Here is a 25,983-nt window from a genome sequence, read left to right as displayed (position 1 = left end):
ACCCCGACTGTTTGGGTGATGGTCGGTGGGTTTACCGCTTTAGCGGCGATGAGCTTGCCGGGCGCCGGGGCTGTCCGGGGGATGGCGTTATTCCCCGGACACGTTCACTACGCTCGGTGATAGCATATGAGCTTGTACTTGAGGTGAACGGAATCTTAGCGGGCCTTACATAAAACATATTTGTGACTAAGGAGCGGCCCGGAGTGAGAACAAACTTACTGCGGGAACCACTGATTGCTAATCTTCTGGTAAGTCCCGTCTGCTTTAATTGCCGCCAGCGCATCGTTGAGTTTCTTCAGCAGCGCCTGATTATCCGGGCGAACCGCAATCCCTAAACCGGTGCCAAAGTACTGCGCGTCGGTCACATGCTCGCCCACGGTAGCCAGCTGCGGGTTGGTTTTCAGCCATTCGTTCACTACGGCGGTATCGCCGAACACGCCATCGATACGGCCATTTTTCAGGTCAATGATCGCGTTCTGGTAGCTGTCATAAGAGACGGTTTTGATCTCAGGATGTTTATCCTGCAGATATTTCTGGTGCGTGGTTCCGTTTTCCATCCCGATGCGTTTGCCCTTAAGGTCGTCCAGCGACGTAAACTGGCCTTTTTTCGCAATCACCACCGCCGAGTTGGCATAGTACGGGTTGGTAAAGGCGACCTGCTTTGCACGCTCCGGCGTGATGTCCATACCGGAAATGACCGCATCGTATTTGCGGAACTTCAGCGATGGGATAAGGCTGTCGAAGGCGTGGTTGGTGAAGGTACATTCAGCCTGCATTTGTTTGCATAGCGCTTTCGCCAGATCGATATCGAAACCGACGATCTGATTGCTGGCGTCCAGAGATTCAAAAGGAGGATATGTTGCCGAAGAGCCGAAGCTGATTTTTTCCGCTGCAGCCGCGCCAAATGCGGTTGTAGCCAGGATTGCGGCTAACAGTAACTTTTTCATGCGTGTTGCTCCCGTCTGTCAATATTGTTTTAAATCGTCGTTTCCCGACGTCAAACAACCATGCCAAAATGTGAATTTATATGCAATAAAAATGTATAATTATATTTATCGGGGCGTAAAAAAAGCGGGGTTTGCCCCGCTTTCCTATTAACCTTTCTAGCTTCGGTGCTCGAAGGCCAGCGCCCGGCGTTCGATAAAGCGCATCAGCAGCGTGAGAAGTCCGTTAACAATAAGGTAGACCAGCCCGGCTGCGCCAAAAACGGCCACATCATAGGTGCGTCCGTACAGCAGCTGCCCGTAGCCCATCACTTCCATCAGCGTGATGGTGTAGGCCAGCGAGGTACTTTTAAAGACCAGCACTACTTCGTTTGAATAGGAAGAGAGCGCACGCTTGAAAGCATACGGCAGCAGGATAGCCAGCGTGTCTTTCTTGCTCATCCCCAAGGCGCTACAGGACTGCCATTGGCCTTCAGGAATGGCTCTGATAGCGCCGTAAAATAGCTGCGTGGTGTACGCGGCGCTGTTGAGCGACAGCGCAATCAAGGCGCACAGCCAGGGTTCGGAAAGCAGATGCCACAGCACCGGATAGTGCTGAAGCGACGGGAACTGCCCCGGCCCGTAGTAAATGAGGAAGATTTGCACCAGCAGCGGCGTGCCGGTAAACAGCGTGATGTAGACGCGCACAATGTGCACCAGCCCCGGCGTTTTCAGCGTCAGAACGATGGTGAACAGCAGCGACAGCACGAGCGCTACGGCAATAGAAGCGGCGGTGAGCGTCAGGCTGGTGTGCAGACCTTTCATCAGCTCCGGTAAGTACTCGAGCATCAGTCAGGTCTCCGTTCAAAGCGCGTGGCGCGCAGGTCGATACGCTTCAGGATGTACTGGCTCAGCAGGGTGATAACCAGGTAAATCGCAGCGGCAATCACGTACCAGGTAAACGGCTCCTGGGTGCGGGTGGCAATGCTTTTAGTTTGCAGCATCAGGTCGTTCACGCTGATAAGCGACACCAGGGCGGTGTCTTTCAGCAATACCAGCCACTGGTTACCCAGACCCGGCAGCGCGTGGCGCCACATCTGCGGCATCACCAGCCGGAAGAAAATCGCGGTTTGGGATAACCCCAACGCCTGGCCTGATTCCCATTGCCCAACCGGTACCGCTTTCAGCGCGCCGCGCAGCGTCTGCGACGCATAGGCGGAATAGAGCAGAGAGAGGGCAATCACGCCGCAGAGGAACGGGCTGACGTCAAAGTTCTCAATCTCCATTTTGACCGGAATCGCGGCAAAACCGAGGTTAATGGTAAAGCCGTCAGAGAGCATCAGCAGCAGCTGGGAGGAGCCGAAGTAGATAAACAGCACCACCAGAATTTCAGGCAGGCCACGGAAAAGCGTGACCAGCCCTGAGCCAATCCATGCCAACGGGCGCCATTTGGCGGACTCCCAGACGGCAAAGATCATCGCCAGCACGAGGCCGACTATCAGGGCACAAACGGCAAGGCCGACGGTCATCCCGGCGGCGCTTGCTAATGGAAACAATTCGTTCATCGAGTCGATTACTTCTGGAACCATTTGTCGTAGATGGCTTTGTAGGTGCCATCTTGTTTCACTTTATCCAGCGCGGCGTTGAATTTGCTCTGCAGGTCAGTGTTGCCCTGGCGCAGGGCGATGCCGAGGCCGGTGCCGAAGTAATCTTTGTCGGTCACTTTATCACCCACGGCAACCAGTTCCGGGTTGGCTTTCAGCCATTCGGTCACCACGGCGGTATCGCCGAAGATGGCATCAATACGGCCGTTCTGCAGATCCAGCTTAGCGTTCTGATAGCTGTCATAAGGCACGGTGGTGATTTCCGGGTGCTTATCGGTGATGTATTTCTGGTGCGTGGTCCCGTTCTGGATACCCACTTTCTTGCCTTTCAGCGCGCTGATATCAGCGTTCTTGCCCTTCACGCCAACAAACAGCGCGGAGTTGTCATAGTAAGGCTTGGTGAACAGCACCTGTTTTTCACGCTCAGGCGTGATGTCCATCCCCGCCATTACCGCGTCAATACGGCGGAATTTCAGGCTTGGGATCAGGCTGTCGAACGCCTGATTGGTAAAGGTACAGGTGGCATCGATCTGTTTGCACAGGGCGTTAGCCAGGTCAACGTCAAAGCCGACGATCTTGTTGTTGGCGTCGATAGACTCAAACGGAGGGTAAGAGGCTTCGGTAGCAAAACGGATAGTCTGTGCGGCGGTAGCAGAAAGGCTCAGAGTGGCTAAAAGAGTGGCCAGCAAAACTTTTTTCATTGTCGTTTTCCCGTTCAACATCAGTGAGAGAGATAGAATTTAAACGCATCGGTTTGCGGGTTAGCAAAGCAGCTGGCATCACCTTGTTCGATGATGTGGCCGTTTTCCATATACACCACGCGGCTGGCGGTTTTACGCGCCACTTCTACTTCATGGGTCACGATGACCTGAGTAATGTTGGTTTCCGCCAGCTCGCGAATAATGCTGACGATCTGCGCGGTGATTTCCGGGTCGAGGGCGGCAGTAGGCTCATCAAACAGCAGAATCTACGGCTCCATCATCAGTGCGCGAGCAATCGCCACGCGCTGCTGCTGACCGCCGGAAAGATGCAGCGGATAGCGATCCATATACGGCTTCAGGCGCAGGCGTTCAAGCAGCTTATCGGCGCGTTCGCGCGCTTTATCTTTGCTTAAACCCAGCACGCGGCACGGCGCTTCAATCAGGTTTTGCAGCACGGTGAGGTGCGGCCACAGATTGTATTGCTGGAAGACCATGCCGACGTTCTGGCGCAGTTCGCGAATCGCTTTGTCGCCGGGGGCTTTGGAGAAGTCGAAATTATTGCCTGCGATGCTGAGTTTGCCGGAACGCGGCATCTCGAGCAGGTTAAGCACGCGCAAAAGTGAACTCTTGCCGGCGCCGCTTGGGCCCAGCAATACCAGCGTCTCACCCTGCGGGCAATGTAGTGTGATGTCGAACAGCGCCTGATGGGCACCGTAAAAGCAATTAATGCTGTCTAGTTGAATACTCATGCGATGAAGTTGAATAGCAATTGAGGCCGCAAAGGGTACCTTTAACAGAATAGTTATGCAATCTTTGTGCGTTAAAACTTAAAAATAACTGCTTTCATGGCGTAAAGTTAGCACAAAATAGCGAGGCGGGTGGTGGCTAAGTATAAAAAACCGCATTCCCTGAAAATGCCAGACTATTTACAGGGGTTACGTTTTTTCCACCCGCATAGCGTAAGCCAAAATTGCCGCTATTTCCCTTCAACCGCCTGCCGCAGCGTGCCGGTTGGCGCGTGGCTTGCCGCACCGAGATAACGCACATCGTCCACCGCCCAGCACTGGCCTTCGCGCACCATCAGCACTTCATCTTTCCAGGTCTGGCTGCCGCGAGTGAGCTCGACCCGCAGCGGAAGATTGCGCGCGTCGGTATTAGGGATAGTTGACGCAGAGGCAACGCTTGCTTTATCCGGCCCTTCGGACTGGCTGGAGAAGATATCGCTGCGGGTAAACGCGTTTTGTGCGGCCGGTGAGGTGCTGGATTTTTGCAGCAGCTGGAACAGGGAATCACTCAGGTAAGGCCGCAGCGCGGCGACGGAACTCAGGCCTTCACCTTTGTGGGCGATGCGGTAGTCATAGAACTGCTGAGCGACGTCATCCGGGCCGCCGCTGACGCAGGGGCCGCTGCGGGTGCCGATGTCTTTAAAGGCTGGCGTTACGGTAGTACAGGCCGACAGAACCAGCGCACAGGGGAGAAGAGCCAAAGCTGAGCTGCGCATTTTTATTTCCTTATTTTCTCAGGAGGACTACCTTAGCATAGCGTATTGGCTCAAAATCGCGTGGCGATTGCCGGGCTAACATGTTGATGGCAAAGAGAGGAGAACGAGATGCAGTTTACAACGACGCCGGGCCTGGAAGGCCACATCATTACTGAATACTGCGGTGTAGTGACCGGGGAAGCTATCCTGGGGGCTAATATTTTCCGCGATTTTTTTGCCGGGGTTCGCGACATCGTCGGCGGGCGTTCCGGTGCTTATGAAAAAGAATTACGTAAAGCGCGGGATATCGCGTTCCGCGAAATTCAGGAGCAGGCCGAAAGCCTGGGGGCTAATGCGGTAGTCGGGATAGATATCGATTACGAAACCGTGGGTAAGGACGGCAGTATGCTGATGGTTTGCGTCAGCGGCACGGCGGTGAAAACACGGAAATGAAAGCCAGGATCTTAGCGCTTGCCCTGGCGCTGCTGCTGGCGGGCTGCGCCGGCCAAAAAGGGATTGTCGATCGGGGCAGCTTTAAAGTAGACACCAGACACCAGGCTCAGGCCGCTTATCCACGGGTGAAAATCCTGGTTATCCACTACACCGCGGATGATTTTTCAGGGTCGCTCTCCACGCTCACAGATCGTAACGTCAGCGCTCACTATCTGATTCCGGCTAAGCCACCGCTGTCCGGTGGGAAACCCGTTGTCTGGCAGCTGGTGCCAGAAGAACAGCTGGCCTGGCACGCGGGGATAAGCTTCTGGCGAGGCGCTACGCGCATCAATGATACTTCCGTGGGGATTGAGCTGGAAAACCAGGGCTACACGCGAATCGGGGGCGTTCAGCGCTTCTATCCGTTCAGCCAGCCGCAGATTGCGGTACTTGAAGATTTAGCGAAGCAGATTGTTGCGCGCTATAACATCGCGCCGCAGAATGTGGTGGCTCACGGAGACATTGCCCCGCAGCGCAAGGTTGACCCGGGTCCGCTGTTCCCCTGGAAGCACTTTGCGGAAAAAGGGATTGGCGCATGGCCAGATGCGGCGCGGGTGGCATTTTATCTCAATGGCCGTGGCCCTTATCAACCGGTGGATAAGGCGGAGCTGTTGGATTTACTTTCCCGCTATGGCTACGAAGTGTTGCCGGGCATGACCGATGCGCAGCAGAAAAGGGTGATTACCGCCTTCCAGATGCATTTCCGCCCGGCGAATTACAGCGGCGAAGCGGATGCAGAAAGTCAGGCGATAGCCGAAGCACTCCTGGAGAAATACGGCCAGGGCTAGCCGCGGTGCAGCGTGCCGTGATCTTTAAGCCACAGCGCGGTGCGCCGAATGCCTTCATCAAGGGTGATGATAGGCTGGTAGCCCAGCTCCGTTTCCGCTCGTGTTGTATCCAGCGTCAGATCGAAGTTCAGCTTGGAGACGCCGTAGTGCGTGAGCACCGGTTCTTTGGCCGATTTATTGCCAAAGTGCTCCAGGCTGCGGGCGATGATGTCCAGCATCGGGTACGGCACCGAGCGGATGCGGCATTTGATGCCCAGCTCGTCGATAAGCTTCTGCACGATGGTCCGCAGCGGGCGAGCTTCCATGTTGGTGATGTTGTAAGCCCGGCCGGACGGTAAGTTCTGTTGCTGCGTCGCCAGCCACATCGCATGCACCGCGTTTTCCAGATAGGTCATATCCACCAGCGCATCGCCGCCGCGCGGCAGCAGCACGCTCCCGTAGTGGCGCATCATCTGCACCAGGCGCGGGAAAAACACTTTGTCGTGCGGCCCGAACAGGCTTTGCGGACGCAGGATGGTGAAGCGGGTGTTCGGGTTGGCCTGCGCCAGCAGCTGAATAACTTCTTCACTGGCGGCTTTGCTGCGGGCAAATTCGTTGGCAAAGCGCACCGGGCGGAAATCTTCGCTGATGTTGCGGTGGTGGTGGTAGTCGAAGTAGAGCGACGGCGACGAGATGTGAATAAAGTCGCGCACGCCCCAGGCCACGGCCCATTCGCCCAGGCGGCGGGTGGCGCGGACGTTGGCGAGGTCAAAGGCCTGCTGGGTTCCCCACGGCGAGGTAAAGCTGGAGCAGTGCCACAGCGTGTCGACATCCGCGAGCATCACTTTCGCCTGGGAAGAGACCAGCTCCGTCAGGTCGGCATGGACAAATTCTGCGCCCATCTTTTGCAGCAGCTTGCCCATCGCTTCGTTGCGCCCGGTTGCCCGGACGCTGACGCCCCTGGCGCGTAAATATTCGACCGCGTTTCGGCCTAAACCGCTGGTTGCGCCGGTGACCAGTACCTTCATGTGACCAACTCGTTATATTTGAGATTAACGCTGCGCATTTTTCCGTGAAACGGCAGCGCATGCAATGGGAATACTGAAAGATTAAGAGCTAACATCTCTTTTTGATCGAGTTTTGTTCCGCTAAATGAACAATTCGCCGCGCCATTCCCTTAAAGATAAATAAATGGGCGGGGATCATCACCAGCCAGTAGAGCAAACCGGCGCAGCCGTGAGGATGCCACCAGGCCCTGACGTCGAGCGTGCGCTGGTTGCCGTCATCCTGCAATGTGAAGGAAAGCCGCCCGAGCCCCGGCGCTTTCATGCCGAACAGCAGCGTCAGCTCTTTTTCCGGCTCGGCAATAATCACTTTCCAGCTATCCACGGTGTCGCCCACTTCCAGCATGGCTTTTTCAGGCCGCCCTTTAGCAAGCCGATGGCCGACCAGCAAATCCATCAGCGCGCGGGTCTTCCACAGGGTATTGCCAAAAAAGTAGCCTTCTTTGCCGCCGAGCTGGTTAATGACCTGCCACAGTGAACGGAGATCGGCGTGGGTGGTGAGCGTGCAGCCCGCCTGTTTGGCAAAAAAACCGTAATCTGGCCGCCAGCGGGCAAACGCCTGAGCGTCATAGCCCCAGTCCTGCGAGTTGGCGAGCTTGTGCTCGTTCGCCAGCGTCAGGCGTACGGCGTCGTCAAAGCTGATGAGCTGCTGCGGGATGAGTTCTCGCAGGCTGCGGTCATCGGCCAGCAGATCGTGTTCAAGCCCCTGAATCAGCGCTTTGGCGATGCCGGGCGGCACGGAGGTGATGACGTTCAGAAACCACACGGAAATCCAGCTGGTGGGCAGAGGGACGGGAATCAACGGACGACGGCGGCCGCTGATAGCCATAAAGCGCTCAAACTGCTGCTGGTAGCTGAGCACTTCCGGGCCTGCGGCTTCAAACAGGCGGTGGCCTGTCGCAGGATTATCTAACAGCGCGACCAGGTAATGCAGCAGGTTATCCAGGGCAATAGGTGAGGTGCGGGAGCGCACCCAGCGCGGTGGCGTGAGCACCGGCAGGTTGTAAACCATATCACGCATGACCTCGAAGGCCGCCGAGCCTGCGCCAACAATAATTCCTGCCCGCAGTTCGGTGACCGGAACGCCGGAATCGCGCAGGATATCTGCTGTGATTTGCCGCGCCTTCAGGTGTTTCGAATTTGTTTGCCCACTTTTTGCCTGCAATGAGCTGAGGAAAATAACCTGCTTGACCGGATGCTCGGTCAGCGCGTCGCGCATGTTCAGCGCCGCCTGGCGTTCGAACTCCATAAAGTCATCGCCATCGCCCATGCTGTGGATCAGGTAATAAACCGTATCCACGCTTTCCAGTAAGGCACCCAGGCGGTGCGGCCAGTGTAAGTCAACGTGCCGACATTCGACGCCAGGCCACGGCTGCTTTTTCAGCCAGTCAATGCGGCGTGCGGCGGCGGTGACGTGATGCCCCGCCGCCGAGAGTAAAGGCACCAGGTGCTGGCCAATGTAGCCGCTGGCGCCGAGGACCAGTATCCTTTGGGGTTCTGCCATCGTCCCTGACTCCCGTTAGTTTTGCAGGAAGCTGCGCCAGTGGGCGACGACTTCAGCCAGCTGACTGCGGGTGACGTCCAGATGGGTGACCAGGCGCGTTGCCGGGCCCGCGCTGATGATGATGCCGCGCTCACGCATGTAGGGGCCTAAATCTTCCGCTTCTTCCGCCGTCATGCGCACGAACACCATGTTGGTATCCTGGCGCATTACGTCAACGCCAATTTCACGCAGCTCGCCAGCCAGCCAGTGAGCGTTATCGTGATCTTCTTTCAGGCGCTCAACGTTATTTTTCAGCGCATACAGGCCAGCCGCCGCCAGAATCCCGGCCTGGCGCATGCCGCCACCGGTCATCTTGCGCCAGCGTATGGCACGTTTGATGTACTCTTTACTGCCCACCAGCAGGGAGCCAACCGGCGTGCCCAGGCCTTTCGACAGGCAGATGGTGAAGCTGTCGCAGTAGCGGGTAATGTCTTCCAGCTGGCAGCCATAGGAAACCACGGCGTTGAAGATACGCGCGCCGTCAACGTGCAGCGCCAGGTTGTGCTTGCGGGTGAACTCCCAGGCCTGCTGGAGATATTCGCGCGGCAGCACTTTGCCGTTATGGGTATTCTCAAGGCTCAATAATTTAGTGCGGGCGAAGTGAATGTCGTCCGGCTTAATTTTGGCCGCCACTTTGTCCAGCGGCAGGGAGCCGTCGCGATCCGCTTCGATAGGCTGAGGCTGAATGCTGCCCAGTACCGCTGCACCACCGGCTTCATAGAGGTAGTTATGTGCGGCCTGGCCAACGATGTACTCTTCGCCGCGCTCGCAGTGGCTGAGCAACGCCACCAGGTTAGCCTGAGTGCCGGTAGGTAAAAACAGGGCAGCTTCTTTCCCGCTGATTTTTGCCGCGTACTCCTGAAGCTCGTTAACGGTCGGGTCGTCGCCGTAAACGTCATCTCCGGTCGGCGCGGCCATCATCTGCTCAAGCATGGCGCGGGAAGGGCGGGTAACGGTATCGCTGCGTAAATCGATCATGACGGGTCCTTTATCGAGAGGCTGCGCCCGGACGAGTATCCGGGCACCTGAGGCAACCTTCTTTTTTACCGGAACCAGTTGGTTTTCGCCAGCTCGATAACTTCATCTCCGCGCCCGCTGATGATGGCGCGCAGCATATACAGGCTGAATCCTTTAGCCTGTTCCAGCTTGATTTGCGGGGGAATAGCCAGCTCGTCTTTGGCGACAACCACGTCCACCAGCACCGGGCCATCCGTACTGAAAGCCTGTTCCAGCGCGGCGTTCAGCTCTTCGGGTTTTTCAACGCGAATGCCGGTGATGCCGCAGGCTTCGGCGATGCGGGCGAAGTTGGTGTCGTGGAGTTCGGTGCCGTCGGTGAGGTAGCCCCCGGCCTTCATCTCCATGGCCACAAACCCCAGCACGCTGTTGTTGAAGACCACTATTTTAATCGGCAGCTGCATTTGCGCGACGGACAGGAAATCACCCATCAGCATGCTGAATCCGCCGTCGCCGCACATGGCGACGACCTGACGATCGGGGGCGGTGGCTTTTGCGCCCAGCGCCTGCGGCATGGCGTTAGCCATCGAGCCGTGGTTAAACGAGCCCAGCAGACGGCGCCTGCCGTTCATTTTTAGATAGCGTGCGGCCCAGACGGTCGGCGTGCCTACGTCGCAGGTAAAAATGGCATCATCGGCGGCGTAATGGCTGATTTGCTGCGCCAGATATTGAGGGTGGATTGGCTTGCCTTCGGTGGCTTTTGCCAGATCGTCCAGATCCTCACGTGCTTTGCGGTAATTCTCGAGCGCTTTATCGAGGAAGCTGCGATCGGTTTTCTCTTCCAGCATCGGCAGCAGGGCGGCCAGCGTGGCTTTGATATCGCCAATCAGCGCCATGTCGACCTTGCTGTGCGCGCCGATGCTGCCGGGATTGATATCAATCTGGATAATTTTTGCATCCGTCGGGTAGAACGCACGGTACGGGAACTGGGTGCCGAGTAGGATCAGCGTGTCGGCGTTCATCATGGTGTGGAAGCCGGACGAGAAGCCGATTAATCCGGTCATGCCCACGTCATAGGGGTTGTTGTACTCGACATGCTCTTTACCGCGCAGGGCGTGAACGACAGGCGCTTTCAGCGTGGCCGCCAGCTGTACCAGTTCATCGTGGGCGCCGGCACAGCCGCTGCCGCACATCAGGGCGATGTTGTCGTTATAGCGCAGCAGCTGGGCGAGTTTTTTCAGCTCGTCATGATGCGGCACCACGACGGGCTGAGGGGCCGGGTACCAGTGAGTGGTCGCGTTTTCCGGCGCAGGCTTAAGCGCCACGTCGCCCGGCAGGACGACGACCGAAACGCCGCGGTTCAGGATGGCTTTACGCATGGCTATCGCCAGTATCTGCGGGATTTGTTCCGGGTTAGAGACCAGCTCGCAGTAGTGGCTGCACTCGCGGAACAGCTCTTCGGGGTGGGTTTCCTGGAAGTAACCGCTGCCGATTTCGCTTGAAGGAATATGGGCGGCAATAGCGAGCACGGGCACGTGGTTTCGGTGGCAGTCATACAGGCCGTTAATGAGGTGCAGGTTGCCTGGCCCACACGAGCCAGCACAAACCGCAAGCTCTCCGGTAAGGTGCGCTTCTGCCCCGGCGGCGAAAGCGGCAACCTCCTCATGGCGGGTCGGCATCCACTTGATGGTCCCCATACGATTGAGGCTGTCGCTGAGGCCGTTCAGTGAATCGCCGGTGACGCCCCAGATACGTTTCACGCCCGCGCTTTCAAGCGTTTTGGCCAGCCAGGCCGCTACGGATTGTTTCATCGGTTTTCCTTGTCCAGTGTGATAGCGCTTACAAGCTTAGTTCAATTCCACGTAAGGGCAGGTAAAAGCCTCCCTAAAATTAGGGCTATTTGTTGCTGAATATTAAGTGTAAATTATTCTCGTTATCATTTTAAAAGGGTGGCAATTCATATGGTTACTAAAATGTTAAATGCAGTGAATGGCGCACTAAGCAAAGACGATCTGGGCAAATTATTCCTGCGCCTGGCGGTAGGTGGCCTGATGCTGTTTCACGGCCTGCATAAGCTGTTTGGGGGCGTGGGCGGCATTAAAGGGATGCTGGCTGCGCACGGCATACCGGAATTTGTGGCCTACGGCGTGCTGCTGGGTGAGGTGCTTGCCCCGCTGCTGATTATTTTAGGGATCCTGACGCGGCTGTCCGCGATTGGGCTGGTATTCACCATGATCGTGGCGTGGCTGCTGGTGGGCGTGGGGGAAACCTTTATGCTGGATAAAACCGGGGCCTGGGGCATTGAGAGCCTGATGTACTTTTTCCTCGGCGCGCTGGCGATAGTCTTTTGTGGTGGGGGGCGTTACGCGTTTGGCAAGGCTGCCTGGCGGTAGAAAAAGAAGAGGCACCGCGAGGTGCCTTTTCAGATTTAAGCGAGCACCAGGTCGCTCTGAGGATGACAGGAGCAGGCCAGCACATAGCCACTGGCGATTTCCTCATCCGTCAGCGTCATGGTGCTGGAGACGGTGTAGTCGCCTGACACCACTTTCGTTTTACAGCAGCCGCACACGCCTGCGCGGCAGGCGGCATTCACCGGCACGCTGTTGCTTTCGAGCGCGGCAAGCAGCGTACTGCCCACCGGTGAGTAGAACTCACGCATCGGCTGCAGCGTGGTGAACTTCAGGCCGCCCGTTGACGGTGCAGCGGATGGCGTAAAGAACACTTCCTGATAAAACGCCGTTACCCCCAGCGCTTTCACTTCTTTTTCAACCTGGGCCATATAAGGCGCGGGCCCGCAGGTCATTACCGTCCGGCCGGCGATATCCGGCACCGAGGCCAGGATCTCGCGGCTCAGCCGTCCGGCAATAAAGCCTTGAGTAGCATTGTTTTCCGCCACCAGGGTCACCGGGTAATGCCGCCATTCGTCAGCAAAAATCACGTCCTGCGGAGAGCGCACGTTGTAGATAACCTGCACGTCCGCCTGCGGGCGATGCTTTGCCAGCCAGCGGCGCATGGCCATAATCGGCGTGACGCCGCAGCCCGCCGCCAGCAGCAGATAGTGCTCTGACGACAGGTTCTCGCAGCTAAACTCCCCTTGTGCTTCAGACAGCCACAGGTAATCACCCACTTTCACCTCGCCGGTAAGCCAGCCGGAGCCAGCGCCGCCGTCGATGCGCCGCACCGTCAGCGTGATGAATTCGCTGATGCCCGGTGTGGAAGAGAGGGTGTAGGCCCGCAGAGTCTCGCTGCCGTTACGAATGCTCACCAGCGCATATTGCCCGGCTTTGTAAGGGTAGAAGTCGTGATTGATCAGCGACAGCGTCCAGACATCCGGCGTTTCCTGGTGAATATGGTGCACCTGCATACGATACGGGCACAGCGGCGTTGGCATGGTCATGGGGACTCCTTACGCGCTCATTAACTGTTGAATATCTTGCTCAACGGTGGTGATGGCGCGCAGGCCAAATTTCTCGTTCAGCACCGCCAGCAGGTTTGGCGTGAGGAAGCCCGGCGCGGTTGGGCCGGTGACGATATTCGTGACGCCAAGTGAGAGCAGGGTAAGCAGAATGACAATCGCTTTTTGCTCGAACCAGGAGAGCACCAGGCTCAGCGGCAGATCGTTCACCCCGCAGCCCAGTTTCTCTGCGAGCGTCACGGCCAGAATAATCGCCGAATAGGCGTCGTTACACTGGCCCGCATCTACCAGACGCGGCAGCCCTTCGATGTCGCCGAAGTCCAGTTTGTTAAAGCGATATTTCCCGCAGGCCAGGGTCAGGATCAGGCAGTCCTGAGGCACGCTGGTGGCGAAGTCGGTGAAGTAGTTACGTTCGCCACGCGCCCCGTCGCAGCCGCCGACCAGGAAGATGTGGCGCAGTTTTTCACGGCTGACCAGATCGATAAGCGTGTCTGCCGCCCCCAGCAGGGTCTGACGGCCAAAACCGACGGTGATCAGGTGCTCGATTTCGCTGTACGGGAAGCCCGCCATTTGCTGAGCCTGGGTAATCACCGGGCCAAAGTTGTCGCCTTCCAGGTGGCTGACGCCCGGCCAGCCGACGATGCTGCGGGTCCAGATTCGGTCATCGTACGCGCCCACGGTTGGGTCGATGATGCAGTTGGAGGTCATCACAATCGGGCCAGGGAAACGGGCGAATTCGGTTTGCTGGTTCTGCCAGCCGCTGCCGTAGTTGCCAACCAGATGCTTGAATTTACGCAGCTCTGGGTAGCCGTGCGCCGGCAGCATTTCCCCGTGGGTATAGACGTTCACGCCGGTGCCTTCGGTTTGCTCGAGCAGGTTATAAAGATCCTTCAGGTCATGGCCGGAAATCAGGATGCATTTCCCGGCCACGGGACGCACGTTAACCTGGGTTGGCGTTGGGTGGCCGTATTTACCGGTTTCCCCGAGATCCAGAATGCTCATCACTTTGAAGTTCATCTGGCCGATTTCCATGGAGCAGTCCAGCAGGGCGCCCATGTCCGCAGGCCAGGTGCCGAGCCACGCCATGATTTTATGGTACTGGGCATAGATGTCATTGTCGTACTGGCCCAGCACGTGCGCGTGTTCCATATACGCGGCAGCGCCTTTCATGCCGTACAGGCACAGCAGGCGCAGGCCGAGAATGTCTTCGCCAATGTCGGCTTTATCGCGGTTGGGCGTAAATTCGGCGGCCTGACGCTGAAGCTCCCCGAGGTCGCTGCTGACCAGCTGCAGCTCTGCCATTGGGTTAGTTACGGCTGCCGAAGGACTGATAGCCAGAGTGCGGGCTTTCAGATCTTCACGCATCGTAATTGCTTCGCGGGCATAGCCTACGATGCGGGCGGAGTCGAAGTTGACGTTGGTCAACGTAGAGAAGAAGGCGCGTGGGGCAAAGTTATCAATTTCGTGGTCGATAATACCGCGTTCACGAGCGGCGACCGCCCAGGCGGAAAGCCCCTGCAATGTCGCAATCAGCAGGTCCTGCAGGTCGGAAGTCTGGGCCGTTTTACCGCAAACGCCCTGGGCATAGGCACAGCCATCGCCGGCCGGGGTACGGATGGTCTGTTCACATTGCACACAAAACATGATCTCACCTTAAAGTTATATTTTAAATACATGTTTAAGGTTAGGCCTCAGCAGAACAGGTTTAAAGGAATTTTTGGTGCAACTTAATGGGAGATTGATATAGCTCAACTTTGGCGGCAGCAGGCTACCGCCAGAGAGGTATCAGGAGGCGAAGAAGGCCATCAGCAGCGGCGTCAGCAGGCTAAGAATAAAGCCGTGCACGATGGCGGCAGGCACAATTTCCACGCCGCCGCTGCGCTGCAGAACCGGCAGGGTAAAGTCCATCGAGGTCGCACCGCAAAGGCCAAGCGCCGTAGAGCGGCTGCGGCGAACCAGGGCCGGGATCAGCATAATCGCCAGCAGTTCGCGCACCAGGTCATTAAAGAAGGTGGCGCTGCCGATAACCGGCCCGTAAGACTCGGTCATCAGGATCCCGGACAGCGAGTACCAGCCAAACCCGGAAGCCATGGCCAGGCCGGTCTTGATCGGCAAGCCGAGAATCATGGCGTTTATCACCCCGGCGACCATCGAGCTCAGGACGACCACGACGGCGACTATCATACCGCGACGGTTGAGGACGATTTGCTTGATGGTCATGCCGCTGTTACGCAGCTGAATACCGACCAGCAGCAGCAGGAAGATAAGCGTGTATTCGCTTGCCTCGGTGGCATGTTGCAGTACTTCGAACCCGCTCAGCCCCAGCAGGAAACCGAGGGCGACCACGCCGCAAAGCTGCAAAGATTCCAGCGCCATCGCCAGGCGTGATGGCAGTTTTTCCTGTTTATGCTGGTGCCGCCAGGGCAGAGAACGTTCCAGCAGTAAAAGGCCGGCTACGTTACACAGCATAATCACGGCCACGCTGATGACAGAGTAATGCAGGATGGTCAGCAGATTGCTGGCGAGGTTATCGAGAAACGCCAGGCTAATGCCCATCAGGAACAGGATCACGTAAACAATCCAGCTCAGCAGGCGGTTAATAAGCTTAAGCAGGTGAGTTTGTTTCAGTGGGATCAGGTAGCCGGCGATCAGCGGCACCAGGATAATAAGCAATCCTGAGAGCATGGGTGGGACAGTCCTTGTAGTTAAAATGTTACGACGGATGTCACACTACCGAAAGAAAGGAAACGAGTCGAGTAGAGACGAAGAAAAAGGTTTGCGCGGGAGAGGATGGGGGAAATGGCAGGCTCACCGGGGTAAGCCTGCATAATGACTTAGCTACGTTTTTCCAGCAGCGTACGATAAATAACGCCGCCCAGGATCCCACCAATAATTGGCATGACCCAGAATAACCACAGCTGATCCAATGCCCAACCGCCCTGGAAAATAGCGACTGCGGTACTGCGCGCCGGGTTTACAGAAGTGTTGGTGACTGGAATGCTAATCAGGTGAATTAAGGTTAATGCCAGACCAATGGCAATCGGGGCAAAACCTGGGGCTGCGAATTTGTCCGTAGCGCCATGAATAACAATTAAGAAACCACAGGTTAATACGATTTCAATAACAATGGCGGACAGCATGGAATATCCACCCGGTGAATGTTCACCGTAGCCGTTGGAGGCAAAACCGCTGGCCGCAGCATCAAAGCCGGTTTTACCGCTGGCGATTAAATACAGAATACCCGCAGCAACAATACCGCCAATGACCTGGGCAATGATGTAGCCAATCACTTCTTTTGCCGGGAAGCGACCACCGGCCCACAGGCCAAGGGTAACCGCGGGGTTAAAGTGCCCGCCAGAGATATGACCGACGGCAAATGCCATGGTCAGCACGGTTAAACCAAATGCCAGTGCCACACCCACGAAACCAATGCCTAATTCAGGGAATGCTGCCGCTAATACCGCGCTACCGCAGCCACCAAATACCAGCCAGAATGTCCCGAAGAACTCGGCTGCTAATTTTCTAAACATAACCACCTCTTCTAAAAGCAAGAAACAACTTACGGCTCACGCGCTAAATCACACGAACCCGATTGTCGCTAATTCACCGTCATTAAGTGAATGACGAAAGTAATATTAAATACGCGTTAATATTAGGTATTTCGCCAATTCGCCACCAGCACAATAAATTCCTGTTTTTTGATTTAGGGCAATGAGGTGTTATTCCTTTTATGAGGAGAGGTGTCGGAAGTATAGATTATCTTTGAATGAAGTAAGAATATTCTGGATAGCAAAAAATAGCTCCCCAGCACGAATTGATTATGTTAATTGCGGCGTGTTTTATCACTTAACGCTTTGACATTGTGCAGTTACATTGCTCTCCCGCTTGCCGCTATACTCGAAAAGAACGATGGAATTTAAGGCGGATGCACAGGAGGCGGTATGTTTCTCGAGCGGGTTGAGGTTGTTGGCTTTCGTGGTATTAACCGTTTGTCGTTAATGCTTGAGCAAAACAATGTGCTGATTGGCGAAAACGCCTGGGGTAAATCGAGCCTGCTGGATGCGCTGACGCTGCTGCTTTCTCCGCACCGGGAGCTGTACCATTTTGTACGCGAGGATTTCTATTTTCCACCGGGTGAGATGCACGGGCGTGAAAGCCATCTGCACATTATTCTGACGTTTCGTGAGGCGGCACCTGGCCACCATTTAGGGCGGCGATACAGGAATCTCGCTCCGGTCTGGATTGCCGGTAGCGACGGCTTTCATCGTATCTATTATCGCCTGGAAGGGGAGCTTGGGGATGAAGGGACGGTACTCACGCTCCGCAGTTTTCTCAACGCTCACGGCCAGCCGCTGACGCTGGATAATATCGACGAAATGGCGATGCACATTACGCGCCTGAATCCTGTCCTGCGGCTCAGGGACGCCCGCTTTATGCGGCGGCTACGCAACGGCGGGATGCCCGAAATGCCGGATACGGAGCTGACGGCGCGCCAGCTGGATTTTCTGGCGCGGGAGCTGGTGTCGAGACCGCAAAACCTCACCGACGCGCAGCTACGGCAGGGGCTTTCGGCCATGGTGCAGCTGCTGGAGCACTATTTTTCTGAACAGGGCGCGGTGGCTCATCAGCGCCTGATGCGGCGACGTTCCCACGATGAGCAGCGCAGCTGGCGCTATCTGGATGTGATCAACCGAATGATCGACAAGCCGGGCAGCCGTTCGCACCGCATGATCCTGCTGGGCATGTTTTCTACCTTGCTGCAGGCGAAGGGCAGCATTGCGCTCGATCGCGATGCCCGTCCGCTTCTGCTGGTGGAAGACCCGGAAACACGCCTGCACCCGATCATGCTGTCTGTCGCCTGGCATCTGCTCAATCTGCTGCCGCTGCAAAAGATCACCACCACAAATTCCGGCGAATTACTCTCGCTGACGCCGGTTGAGCATGTGTGTCGCCTGGTGCGTGAATCTTCGCGCGTGGCGGCATGGCGATTAGGGCCGGGCGGCATGAACGCGGAAGACAGCCGGCGAATTGCTTTCCATATTCGTTTTAACCGTGCCTCTTCCCTCTTTTCCCGCTGCTGGCTGCTGGTGGAAGGTGAAACCGAAGTGTGGGTGATGAACGAACTGGCGCGACAGTGTGGGCACCATTTTGATGCCGAAGGCGTGAAGGTGATTGAATTCGCCCAGTCCGGCCTGCGCCCTCTCATTAAGTTTGCCCGGCGCATGGGCATTGAGTGGCACGTGCTGGTCGACGGTGATGACGCCGGTAAAAAATACGCCGCCACCGTTCGCGGCCTGCTGGATAACGACCGCGACCAGGAACGCGATCATCTTACGGCGCTTCCGGCTCTGGATATGGAGCACTTTATGTATCGGCAGGGGTTTGCAGACGTGTTTCATCGCGTGGCACAGCTGCCCGATAACGTGCCGATGAATTTGCGCCGGATTATTACCAAGGCTATTCATCGTTCGTCGAAGCCGGATTTAGCCATAGAGGTGGCGCTGGAGGCGGGGCGTCGCGGCGTGGATGCGGTTCCACCGCTGTTTCGTAAAATGTTTTCCCGGGTGCTTTGGCTGGCTCGTGGCCGGGCGGATTAACGCCCGGCTCGCCATTCGGGTTTAGAAGTGGCTGTTGATATTGCTCATCATGCCGTCCAGAAGCTCATAGCGGCGGCGGTATTCCGCACGTTTTTTGCTCGCAATATCTTCCAGCGGCTTGCGCTCAACGCTGGACGGCAGGGCAAACAGGCCGTCGGCGCGCAGCTCGCCGCTCATGGATTTCCAGAAACTGTCATAGTCAGCGTGTAGGCTGTCTTTTTTCTTCTTCTCATAGCGCCAGGAGCGGTAGATATGCGTGCTGTTGCTCACCGCCAGAATGCGTTCCGCGTCGAGAAGCTTCGCCAGTTCACAGGCCACTTCAAGCAAAATGCGTTTCGGGAACAGGCCGTGGCAGGCTTTGGTCGCAGCCTGAATCGCTTCATGAGGAACCCAGGGTTTTGCCCCTTGCAGGCAGCCTATGAAGAGGGTGTTTTTACCTTCAAACTGGTTGAGGGTGAAGGTAATGCGCGCCAGCGGAACGCCGTCTTCATTACAGAAGTTCAGGAATGCTTCCCCTTCCTTGCCTTCGATATCATGGGAGGTAAGGTCGATAAACATCAGTTCGTTGTTCTTGCCCACCAGCGTTGCCAGGCGGTAGCCTTCGGTAGCGAAATGCCCGTTGAGCAGCTTCTTCGGCATCTTCTCGGCAATTTTTTGGTAGTGGTAACCGATGGTGTCACGCGTATGCTTGCGGTTAAGCGGCAGCGCGAGGTAAGGGCGATGCAGGCGGCAAGGCAGCCCCGGCTGAGCGTTTAGCATGCTGGCGAGGTGCGGCTGGCTGGCAAGATTATTCATCAGGCTGGCGGTATGCACAGGCATCGCCAGTGAGCGCAAAATAAACTTGCGGCGATAAGCCTTCTTACTCCAGGATGCTCCCGGCTGCCACTCACCTGTTGCTAAAGAAAGGAAGAGTTTCCAGCCCGTTTGAGGCAGGGTTTCGGTGATTTGGGTGGCAGCGATCTGGGACATAATTAAAACCTGAATTCGACTAAGATGGCGCTATTTCAGCACGCCGGATATCAACCGACATTCAATCACTGTTACACTTCTTCACATTGTGCAGTTTGTTTAAGATTTGTTTAATCATGCTTTGTCTATTTCAGGACTTATATGAAACTTAAGGGAAAATTCAAAAAACGTTACTGGCTCTACGCGCTATTAGTGGTGATATTTTTCCTCTGGCTATGGCAGTTTTTGCATGCGCCAACCCCGCAATACCAGACGATGATTGTGCGTAAGGCTTCTCTCCAGCAAAGCGTTCTGGCTACCGGAAAGCTTGATGCCGTGCGCAAGGTTGACGTGGGTGCGCAGGTGAGCGGGCAGTTAAAAACGCTGTCGGTGAGCATTGGCGATAAAGTGAAAAAAGATCAGCTTCTGGGGGTTATCGATCCGGAACAGGCGGAAAACCAGGTTAAAGAGGTGGAGGCCACGCTGATGGAACTGCGGGCGCAACGCATGCAGTCCGAAGCCGAAAGCAAGCTTGCCGCAGTAACGCTTTCTCGTCAGCAGGCGCTGGCGAAGACCCAGGCTGTATCACGTCAGGATCTGGATAAGGCAGCAACCGATCTGGCGGTCAAACAGGCGCAGATTGGTACCATTGATGCACAAATCAAGCGTAATCAGGCCTCACTCAGCACCGCGAAAACGAATCTTGAATTTACCCGTATCGTTGCCCCAATGGCGGGCGAAGTGACGCAAATAACGACGCTGCAGGGGCAAACCGTGATTGCCGCTCAGCAGGCGCCGAATATCCTGACGCTGGCGGATTTAAGCACCATGTTGGTGAAGGCGCAGGTGTCAGAAGCCGATGTGATTCACCTTAAGCCGGGCCAGAAAGCCTGGTTCACCGTGCTGGGTGACCCGATGACCCGCTATGAAGGCGTGCTTAAGGATATTCTGCCGACGCCGGATAAGGTCAACGAGGCTATCTTCTACAATGCGCGTTTTGAGGTGCCGAATCCGAAAGGCATTCTGCGTCTCGATATGACCGCGCAGGTGCATATTCAGCTGGGTGGCGTAAAAGATGTGCTGACCATTCCGCTGGCCGCGCTGGGCGAACCGATTGGTGATAATCGCTATAACATCACCGTGCTGCGCAACGGCGAAACGAAAGTGCGTGAGATAACCATCGGCATGCGTAACGACACCCAGGTTCAGGTCGTGAACGGGCTGGAAGAAGGCGAAGAGGTGGTGACTGGTCGCGCCAACGCCGGGAGCAGCAAATGACGGCGCTGCTTGAGCTAAAGGATATTCGTCGTAGCTATCCCTCCGGTGAAGAGCAGGTGGAGGTGCTGAAGGGCATCAGCCTGACGATTGAGGCCGGGGAAATGGTGGCGATTGTCGGTGCATCCGGCTCCGGCAAGTCTACGCTAATGAACATTCTTGGCTGTCTGGATAAGCCAAGCCACGGGAGCTACAAGGTGGCTGGCGCGGATGTCGCGGGGCTGGATAACGATGCGCTGGCGACGCTACGCCGCGAGCATTTCGGCTTTATCTTCCAGCGTTACCATCTGCTCTCTCACCTGAATGCTTCGCAAAACGTTGAGGTTCCTGCGGTCTATGCCGGGACAACGAGAGCCCAGCGGCAGCAGCGTGCGCACGAGTTGCTGGGGCGTCTTGGGCTGAAGGAGCGGGTGGAATATCTTCCTTCGCAGCTTTCGGGCGGGCAGCAGCAGCGGGTCAGTATCGCACGTGCGCTGATGAACGGCGGGCAGGTGATTCTGGCCGATGAACCCACCGGTGCACTCGACAGCCATTCCGGCGAAGAGGTGATGGCAACCCTGAAGCAGCTTCGTGAGCGCGGGCATACGGTGATTATCGTGACCCACGACCCGGCGGTTGCGGCGCAGGCTCAGCGTATTATCGAAATTCGCGACGGTGAAATTATCAGTAACCCGCCGCCGGTTCATCAGCCTGCGGCACGGGCGGTTGAAAATCAGGCGCTGAGAAGCGGCTCATCCGTACAGCAGGTTATCAGCAGCTTCCGCGAGGCACTCGGTATGGCGTGGCTGGCGATGGCTGCAAACAAGATGCGCACGTTGCTGACCATGCTCGGCATTATTATTGGTATTGCCTCGGTGGTTTCTATCGTGGTGGTGGGTGATGCCGCCAAACAGATGGTGCTGGAAGATATTCGCTCCATCGGGACCAACACTATTGACGTTTATCCCGGTAAAGACTTCGGCGATGACGATCCGCAGTTCCAGCAGGCGCTGAAATATGATGATTTGCTGGCTATCCGCCAGCAGCCCTGGGTGAGTTCGGCCACGCCCTCTATTTCCAGCAATTTGCGCCTGCGCTACGGCAACGTGGATGCGGCGGCCAGCGTCAATGGGGTTAGCGGCGACTATTTCGATGTTTACGGCATGACGATGAGCCAGGGCGCAAGCTTTAATGACGAACAGATGAACGGCCGCGCGCAGGTCGTGGTGCTCGATGCCAATAGCAAAAGACAGCTATTCCCGAACAAAAGTGAGGTGGTCGGCGAAGTCGTGCTGGTCGGCAACATGCCGGCGACGGTGATTGGCGTGGCGGAAGAAAAACAGTCGATGTTTGGCAGCAGCAAGGTGCTACGCGTCTGGCTGCCTTATAACACGATGGCCGGGCGCGTGATGGGTCAGAGCTGGCTTAACTCGATTACCGTGCGGGTGAAAGAAGGCTATGACAGTCATGAAGCCGAGCAGCAGCTTAATCGCCTGCTGTTGCTGCGTCACGGCAAGAAAGACTTTTTCAGCTATAACATGGACGGGCTGTTGAAAACGGCGGAAAAGACCACACGTACTCTTCAGATGTTCCTGACGCTGGTGGCGGTGATTTCGCTGCTGGTGGGGGGGATCGGCGTTATGAATATTATGCTGGTGTCGGTTACCGAGCGGACCAAAGAGATTGGGATCCGCATGGCGGTTGGGGCGCGAGCCAGTGACGTGCTGCAGCAGTTTTTAATTGAGGCGGTGCTGGTGTGCCTGGTCGGCGGGGCGTTGGGGATTTCCCTGTCGCTGCTGATTGCCTTCACGCTGCAGCTGGTGCTGCCGGGCTGGCAGATAGGTTTCTCCCCGGTTGCGCTGCTCACCGCGTTTGGCTGTTCGACCGCGACGGGCGTGCTGTTTGGCTGGCTGCCGGCCAGAAACGCGGCTCGGCTGAATCCTATCGATGCGTTAGCGCGCGAGTAGCTCCAGTGGCTGACGATAAAAAAATGCCAGCCTTGCGGACTGGCATTTTATCTGCGGGATGTACACAATTAACCAGGGTTCCCGGGCGCTAGGCGACGGCTTCCGCCTCGTGGGGAACGATCAGGCTGGCATGGTTGCCTTTAGGTCCTTCGTGTACATCAAACCTGACAAGTTGCCCGGCTTTTAGCGTTCTGTATCCGTCCATCTGAATGGTGGAGTAGTGGGCGAAGATGTCTTCGCCGCCGCCTTCCGGGCAGATAAAACCGAACCCTTTGGCGTTATTGAACCATTTAACAGTACCCGTCTCCATGCTTCGACATCCTTCGTAAATCTTAATAGTGAGATGGAATCAACCGGTGGGTAAGGGCGGGCTGTTCAAAACCTCGCCAACTCACCCCGCTACAATGTAGATATTTTATACACTGCGTCAAGCATCTGGCGGGGCTGGTTGGGCAACAATGAGTCAAAAATTTGAAGCAGTTAACGCTATTGCCATTAATGTGATGCAGCTCGCTTACGGGAAAAAGTAGCGGGATCGAATACGATGCAATACGTTTGCTAAAAGCGTATTACACTCAATATAAGGCCTTGCCTGACAGTGTGTTGGGCTTCAACAAACGATGATAAATCGAAATGGGTAAGACGAACGACTGGTTGGACTTTGACCAAATGGCGGCGGATAAACTGCGCGAAACGCTAAAACCGCCCTCCATGTATAAAGTTATACTGATGAACGACGACTACACGCCAATGGAATTTGTTATTGACGTACTGCAAAAGTTCTTTTCTTATGATGTTGAACGTGCAACGCAGTTGATGCTCACGGTTCACTATCAGGGTAAAGCTATCTGTGGCATCTTTACTGCAGAAGTAGCGGAAACCAAAGTGGCGTTAGTGAACCAGTATGCAAGGGAGAACGAGTACCCGCTGCTGTGTACGCTAGAAAAGGCCTGACAAGGCCGATAATTTGGGGAGGTGCCTATGCTCAATCAAGAACTGGAACTCAGTTTAAACATGGCTTTCGCCAGAGCGCGCGAGCACCGACATGAATTTATGACCGTCGAGCATCTGTTACTGGCGTTGCTCAGTAACCCATCTGCCCGCGAAGCGCTGGAAGCGTGTTCTGTGGACATGGTGGCGCTGCGACAGGAACTCGAGGCCTTCATCGAACAAACCACGCCGGTCCTGCCACCTAACGTTGAAGAGCGCGACACTCAGCCGACGCTCAGCTTCCAGCGTGTGCTGCAGCGAGCGGTGTTCCACGTCCAGTCCTCCGGGCGCAGCGAAGTCACCGGCGCCAACGTGCTGGTGGCCATTTTCAGCGAGCAGGAATCCCAGGCGGCCTATCTGCTGCGCAAACATGAAGTGAGCCGCCTTGACGTGGTGAACTTCATCTCTCACGGCACGCGCAAAGACGAACCGAATCAGTCATCGGGCTCTGAAAACCCGGTCAACGAAGAGCAAGCAGGCGGGGAGGAACGTATGGAAAACTTCACCACCAATCTTAATCAGCTTGCGCGCGTTGGCGGGATCGATCCGCTGATTGGCCGCGATAAAGAGCTGGAGCGTGCTATTCAGGTTCTGTGCCGTCGCCGTAAAAATAACCCGCTGCTGGTCGGTGAATCCGGCGTGGGGAAAACCGCGATTGCCGAAGGGCTGGCGTGGAGAATCGTGCAGGGTGACGTGCCGGAAGTGATGGCCGACTGCACTATCTATTCGCTGGACATTGGTTCTCTGCTGGCCGGTACCAAATACCGCGGTGATTTTGAAAAACGTTTTAAAGCGCTGCTGAAACAGCTCGAGCAGGATAAAAATAGCATCCTGTTTATCGATGAGATTCACACCATCATCGGTGCGGGTGCGGCTTCCGGTGGCCAGGTTGATGCCGCTAACCTGATTAAACCGCTGCTGTCCGGCGGTAAAATCCGCGTGATTGGCTCGACCACCTATCAGGAATTCAGCAACATCTTTGAAAAAGACCGTGCTCTGGCACGTCGCTTCCAGAAGATTGATATTACCGAGCCAACCGTTGAAGAGACGGTGCAGATAATCAACGGCCTGAAGCCGAAATATGAAGCGCACCACGACGTACGCTACACCGCGAAGGCCGTTCGCGCTGCGGTTGAGCTGGCGGTGAAATACATCAATGACAGGCACCTGCCGGATAAGGCTATTGACGTCATTGATGAGGCGGGCGCACGTAGCCGCCTGATGCCGGTCAGCAAACGTAAGAAAACCGTTAACGTGGCGGACATCGAAACCGTGGTAGCTCGCATCGCGCGTATCCCGGAAAAAAGCGTTTCCGCGAGCGATCGCGATACGCTGAAAAGCCTGGGCGACCGCCTGAAAATGCTGGTGTTTGGCCAGGATAAGGCGATTGAAGCGCTGACTGAAGCTATCAAGATGAGCCGCGCTGGTTTGGGGCAGGATCATAAGCCTGTGGGCTCATTCCTGTTTGCCGGGCCAACCGGTGTCGGTAAGACTGAAGTCACCGTCCAACTGGCGAAGTCGCTGGGTATTGAGCTGCTGCGCTTTGATATGTCCGAGTACATGGAGCGTCATACCGTGAGCCGCTTGATTGGTGCGCCTCCAGGCTATGTCGGCTTCGATCAGGGTGGCCTGCTGACGGACGCGGTCATTAAGCACCCGCATGCCGTTCTGCTGCTCGATGAAATCGAAAAAGCGCATCCGGATGTCTTTAACCTGCTGCTGCAGGTGATGGATAACGGGACGCTGACCGACAACAACGGGCGTAAGGCGGACTTCCGCAACGTGATTCTGGTAATGACGACTAACGCCGGGGTCCGGGAAACTGAACGTAAGTCCATCGGGCTTATCCGTCAGGACAACAGCACCGACGCGATGGAAGAGATCAAAAAGATCTTTACGCCAGAGTTCCGTAACCGTCTCGACAACATTATCTGGTTCAACCATCTCTCTACCGAGGTGATTCATCAGGTGGTGGATAAATTTATCGTCGAGCTTCAGGTGCAGCTGGATCAGAAAGGCGTTTCGCTGGAAGTTAGCCAGGAAGCGCGTGACTGGCTGGCAGAGAAGGGGTATGACCGTGCGATGGGCGCTCGCCCAATGGCGCGTGTCATTCAGGACAGCCTGAAAAAACCGCTGGCTAACGAGCTGCTGTTCGGCAGCCTGGTGGACGGCGGGCAGGTGACGGTGGCGCTGGATAAAGACCAGCAGCAGCTGACCTTCAACTTTGTGAGTGCGCAAAAGCACAAGCCGGAAGCCGCGCACTAGCGCCGTACGACGAGCATAA

At 56.2% G+C, this 25,983-nt stretch carries 23 protein-coding genes and 1 pseudogene; 8 read left to right on the top strand and 16 right to left on the bottom strand.

Annotated elements, in window-relative coordinates:
* Positions 1 to 215 precede the first annotated feature (215 nt).
* The 6 genes and pseudogenes from artJ (HX778_RS18875) to HX778_RS18850 form a co-directional block, all read right to left on the bottom strand.
* A complete protein-coding gene (artJ, locus tag HX778_RS18875) occupies positions 216 to 947 on the bottom strand; it encodes an arginine ABC transporter substrate-binding protein ArtJ (protein WP_176982768.1) in 732 nt (243 codons plus the stop codon).
* Between the two features lie 156 nt (positions 948 to 1,103).
* Positions 1,104 to 1,772: an arginine ABC transporter permease ArtM gene (gene artM / locus HX778_RS18870; protein ID WP_038474160.1), complete on the bottom strand. Its 669-nt coding sequence runs from the start codon at positions 1,770 to 1,772 to the stop codon at positions 1,104 to 1,106.
* Positions 1,772 to 2,488 (bottom strand): arginine ABC transporter permease ArtQ, encoded by a 717-nt coding sequence (artQ, locus tag HX778_RS18865; protein ID WP_038474157.1) that lies wholly within the window; start codon positions 2,486 to 2,488, stop codon positions 1,772 to 1,774. The genes artM and artQ overlap by 1 nt, the downstream gene beginning before the upstream one ends.
* Before the next feature lie 8 nt (positions 2,489 to 2,496).
* Positions 2,497 to 3,228: an arginine ABC transporter substrate-binding protein gene (gene artJ, locus HX778_RS18860; protein WP_176982767.1), complete on the bottom strand. Its 732-nt coding sequence runs from the start codon at positions 3,226 to 3,228 to the stop codon at positions 2,497 to 2,499.
* 20 nt (positions 3,229 to 3,248) lie between these two features.
* Positions 3,249 to 3,977: pseudogene (gene artP / locus HX778_RS18855) on the bottom strand (arginine ABC transporter ATP-binding protein ArtP).
* 227 nt (positions 3,978 to 4,204) lie between these two features.
* Entirely contained in the window at positions 4,205 to 4,729 is a 525-nt protein-coding gene (locus HX778_RS18850; protein WP_176982766.1) for a lipoprotein, read from the bottom strand.
* A gap of 108 nt (positions 4,730 to 4,837) precedes the next feature.
* Between HX778_RS18850 and HX778_RS18845 the strand changes: the two genes are divergently transcribed.
* Both HX778_RS18845 and HX778_RS18840 read left to right on the top strand, forming a co-directional pair.
* Entirely contained in the window at positions 4,838 to 5,161 is a 324-nt protein-coding gene (locus tag HX778_RS18845; protein ID WP_038474145.1) for a heavy metal-binding domain-containing protein, read from the top strand.
* Positions 5,158 to 5,988, top strand: coding sequence for an N-acetylmuramoyl-L-alanine amidase (locus HX778_RS18840; RefSeq protein ID WP_038474142.1), 831 nt, complete (start codon positions 5,158 to 5,160; stop codon positions 5,986 to 5,988). The genes HX778_RS18845 and HX778_RS18840 overlap by 4 nt, the downstream gene beginning before the upstream one ends.
* Here the strand turns inward: HX778_RS18840 and HX778_RS18835 are convergent.
* From HX778_RS18835 to poxB, 4 genes are all read right to left on the bottom strand, one after another.
* Positions 5,985 to 6,995, bottom strand: a complete 1,011-nt coding sequence (locus HX778_RS18835; protein ID WP_038474139.1) for an NAD(P)-dependent oxidoreductase — start codon at positions 6,993 to 6,995, stop codon at positions 5,985 to 5,987. The genes HX778_RS18840 and HX778_RS18835 overlap by 4 nt on opposite strands.
* Positions 6,996 to 7,083: 88 nt before the next feature.
* Positions 7,084 to 8,535, bottom strand: coding sequence for an SDR family oxidoreductase (locus HX778_RS18830; protein WP_176982765.1), 1,452 nt, complete (start codon positions 8,533 to 8,535; stop codon positions 7,084 to 7,086).
* Positions 8,536 to 8,550: 15 nt separating this feature from the next.
* Complete coding sequence (ltaE, locus tag HX778_RS18825; RefSeq protein ID WP_038474133.1) at positions 8,551 to 9,552, bottom strand: low-specificity L-threonine aldolase; 1,002 nt, start codon at positions 9,550 to 9,552, stop codon at positions 8,551 to 8,553.
* A 65-nt stretch (positions 9,553 to 9,617) separates the two neighbouring features.
* Positions 9,618 to 11,339: a ubiquinone-dependent pyruvate dehydrogenase gene (gene poxB / locus HX778_RS18820; RefSeq protein WP_176982764.1), complete on the bottom strand. Its 1,722-nt coding sequence runs from the start codon at positions 11,337 to 11,339 to the stop codon at positions 9,618 to 9,620.
* A gap of 150 nt (positions 11,340 to 11,489) precedes the next feature.
* Here poxB and HX778_RS18815 point away from each other — a divergent pair, with 150 nt between their 5' ends.
* Positions 11,490 to 11,921, top strand: a complete 432-nt coding sequence (locus tag HX778_RS18815) for a DoxX family protein (RefSeq protein WP_176982763.1) — start codon at positions 11,490 to 11,492, stop codon at positions 11,919 to 11,921.
* Positions 11,922 to 11,956: 35 nt separating this feature from the next.
* Here HX778_RS18815 and hcr read toward each other — a convergent pair whose 3' ends face one another.
* The 4 genes from hcr to aqpZ all read right to left on the bottom strand — a co-directional run bounded on the left by hcr (position 11,957) and on the right by aqpZ (position 16,473).
* Positions 11,957 to 12,925, bottom strand: a complete 969-nt coding sequence (gene hcr / locus HX778_RS18810; protein WP_176982762.1) for an NADH oxidoreductase — start codon at positions 12,923 to 12,925, stop codon at positions 11,957 to 11,959.
* A 9-nt stretch (positions 12,926 to 12,934) separates the two neighbouring features.
* Positions 12,935 to 14,587: a hydroxylamine reductase gene (gene hcp / locus HX778_RS18805; protein WP_038474121.1), complete on the bottom strand. Its 1,653-nt coding sequence runs from the start codon at positions 14,585 to 14,587 to the stop codon at positions 12,935 to 12,937.
* Between the two features lie 141 nt (positions 14,588 to 14,728).
* Positions 14,729 to 15,628, bottom strand: a complete 900-nt coding sequence (locus HX778_RS18800) for a lysine exporter LysO family protein (RefSeq protein ID WP_038474118.1) — start codon at positions 15,626 to 15,628, stop codon at positions 14,729 to 14,731.
* A 149-nt stretch (positions 15,629 to 15,777) separates the two neighbouring features.
* Entirely contained in the window at positions 15,778 to 16,473 is a 696-nt protein-coding gene (aqpZ, locus tag HX778_RS18795) for an aquaporin Z (protein ID WP_038474115.1), read from the bottom strand.
* Between the two features lie 411 nt (positions 16,474 to 16,884).
* Here aqpZ and HX778_RS18790 point away from each other — a divergent pair, with 411 nt between their 5' ends.
* Positions 16,885 to 18,540, top strand: coding sequence for an ATP-dependent endonuclease (locus tag HX778_RS18790; protein ID WP_038474112.1), 1,656 nt, complete (start codon positions 16,885 to 16,887; stop codon positions 18,538 to 18,540).
* Between the two features lie 21 nt (positions 18,541 to 18,561).
* Here the strand turns inward: HX778_RS18790 and HX778_RS18785 are convergent, their stop codons facing one another.
* The gene (locus HX778_RS18785) at positions 18,562 to 19,509 is read right to left on the bottom strand and encodes a VirK/YbjX family protein (RefSeq protein WP_038474109.1); all 948 of its coding nucleotides are present in this window, start codon (positions 19,507 to 19,509) and stop codon (positions 18,562 to 18,564) included.
* A 141-nt stretch (positions 19,510 to 19,650) separates the two neighbouring features.
* On the opposite strand from HX778_RS18785, the gene macA reads away from it, so the two are divergent.
* Together macA and macB are read left to right on the top strand one after the other, a co-directional pair.
* Positions 19,651 to 20,766, top strand: a complete 1,116-nt coding sequence (macA, locus tag HX778_RS18780; protein WP_038474106.1) for a macrolide transporter subunit MacA — start codon at positions 19,651 to 19,653, stop codon at positions 20,764 to 20,766.
* Positions 20,763 to 22,709, top strand: a complete 1,947-nt coding sequence (gene macB, locus HX778_RS18775) for a macrolide ABC transporter ATP-binding protein/permease MacB (RefSeq protein WP_176982761.1) — start codon at positions 20,763 to 20,765, stop codon at positions 22,707 to 22,709. The genes macA and macB overlap by 4 nt, the downstream gene beginning before the upstream one ends.
* An 88-nt stretch (positions 22,710 to 22,797) precedes the next feature.
* On the opposite strand, the gene cspD is transcribed toward macB, so the two are convergent.
* On the bottom strand, positions 22,798 to 23,019 hold the full coding sequence (cspD, locus tag HX778_RS18770) for a cold shock-like protein CspD (protein WP_038474100.1): 222 nt from the start codon (positions 23,017 to 23,019) through the stop codon (positions 22,798 to 22,800).
* A gap of 323 nt (positions 23,020 to 23,342) precedes the next feature.
* On the opposite strand from cspD, the gene clpS reads away from it, so the two are divergent.
* Together clpS and clpA are read left to right on the top strand one after the other, a co-directional pair.
* Positions 23,343 to 23,663, top strand: a complete 321-nt coding sequence (clpS, locus tag HX778_RS18765) for an ATP-dependent Clp protease adapter ClpS (protein WP_008461103.1) — start codon at positions 23,343 to 23,345, stop codon at positions 23,661 to 23,663.
* Between the two features lie 27 nt (positions 23,664 to 23,690).
* Positions 23,691 to 25,964: an ATP-dependent Clp protease ATP-binding subunit ClpA gene (clpA, locus tag HX778_RS18760; protein WP_038474097.1), complete on the top strand. Its 2,274-nt coding sequence runs from the start codon at positions 23,691 to 23,693 to the stop codon at positions 25,962 to 25,964.
* The last annotated feature ends 19 nt before the right edge of the window (positions 25,965 to 25,983 follow it).

The organism is Cedecea sp. P7760 (genome assembly GCF_013386425.1).
Taxonomy (GTDB): Bacteria; Pseudomonadota; Gammaproteobacteria; order Enterobacterales; family Enterobacteriaceae; genus Cedecea; species Cedecea selenatireducens.
The sequence above is the reverse complement of the archived record's forward strand: the minus strand, read 5'-3'. Positions and strand labels throughout refer to the sequence as shown.

Bases quoted from the DNA above. Each gene is read 5' to 3' on its own strand.
- artJ (WP_176982768.1), bottom strand. From the start codon at position 947: ATGAAAAAGTTACTGTTAGCCGCAATCCTGGCTACAACCGCATTTGGC.
- artM (WP_038474160.1), bottom strand. From the start codon at position 1,772: ATGCTCGAGTACTTACCGGAGCTGATGAAAGGTCTGCACACCAGCCTG.
- artQ (WP_038474157.1), bottom strand. From the start codon at position 2,488: ATGAACGAATTGTTTCCATTAGCAAGCGCCGCCGGGATGACCGTCGGC.
- artJ (WP_176982767.1), bottom strand. From the start codon at position 3,228: ATGAAAAAAGTTTTGCTGGCCACTCTTTTAGCCACTCTGAGCCTTTCT.
- HX778_RS18850 (WP_176982766.1), bottom strand. From the start codon at position 4,729: ATGCGCAGCTCAGCTTTGGCTCTTCTCCCCTGTGCGCTGGTTCTGTCG.
- HX778_RS18845 (WP_038474145.1), top strand. From the start codon at position 4,838: ATGCAGTTTACAACGACGCCGGGCCTGGAAGGCCACATCATTACTGAA.
- HX778_RS18840 (WP_038474142.1), top strand. From the start codon at position 5,158: ATGAAAGCCAGGATCTTAGCGCTTGCCCTGGCGCTGCTGCTGGCGGGC.
- HX778_RS18835 (WP_038474139.1), bottom strand. From the start codon at position 6,995: ATGAAGGTACTGGTCACCGGCGCAACCAGCGGTTTAGGCCGAAACGCG.
- HX778_RS18830 (WP_176982765.1), bottom strand. From the start codon at position 8,535: ATGGCAGAACCCCAAAGGATACTGGTCCTCGGCGCCAGCGGCTACATT.
- ltaE (WP_038474133.1), bottom strand. From the start codon at position 9,552: ATGATCGATTTACGCAGCGATACCGTTACCCGCCCTTCCCGCGCCATG.
- poxB (WP_176982764.1), bottom strand. From the start codon at position 11,339: ATGAAACAATCCGTAGCGGCCTGGCTGGCCAAAACGCTTGAAAGCGCG.
- HX778_RS18815 (WP_176982763.1), top strand. From the start codon at position 11,490: ATGGTTACTAAAATGTTAAATGCAGTGAATGGCGCACTAAGCAAAGAC.
- hcr (WP_176982762.1), bottom strand. From the start codon at position 12,925: ATGACCATGCCAACGCCGCTGTGCCCGTATCGTATGCAGGTGCACCAT.
- hcp (WP_038474121.1), bottom strand. From the start codon at position 14,587: ATGTTTTGTGTGCAATGTGAACAGACCATCCGTACCCCGGCCGGCGAT.
- HX778_RS18800 (WP_038474118.1), bottom strand. From the start codon at position 15,628: ATGCTCTCAGGATTGCTTATTATCCTGGTGCCGCTGATCGCCGGCTAC.
- aqpZ (WP_038474115.1), bottom strand. From the start codon at position 16,473: ATGTTTAGAAAATTAGCAGCCGAGTTCTTCGGGACATTCTGGCTGGTA.
- HX778_RS18790 (WP_038474112.1), top strand. From the start codon at position 16,885: ATGTTTCTCGAGCGGGTTGAGGTTGTTGGCTTTCGTGGTATTAACCGT.
- HX778_RS18785 (WP_038474109.1), bottom strand. From the start codon at position 19,509: ATGTCCCAGATCGCTGCCACCCAAATCACCGAAACCCTGCCTCAAACG.
- macA (WP_038474106.1), top strand. From the start codon at position 19,651: ATGAAACTTAAGGGAAAATTCAAAAAACGTTACTGGCTCTACGCGCTA.
- macB (WP_176982761.1), top strand. From the start codon at position 20,763: ATGACGGCGCTGCTTGAGCTAAAGGATATTCGTCGTAGCTATCCCTCC.
- cspD (WP_038474100.1), bottom strand. From the start codon at position 23,019: ATGGAGACGGGTACTGTTAAATGGTTCAATAACGCCAAAGGGTTCGGT.
- clpS (WP_008461103.1), top strand. From the start codon at position 23,343: ATGGGTAAGACGAACGACTGGTTGGACTTTGACCAAATGGCGGCGGAT.
- clpA (WP_038474097.1), top strand. From the start codon at position 23,691: ATGCTCAATCAAGAACTGGAACTCAGTTTAAACATGGCTTTCGCCAGA.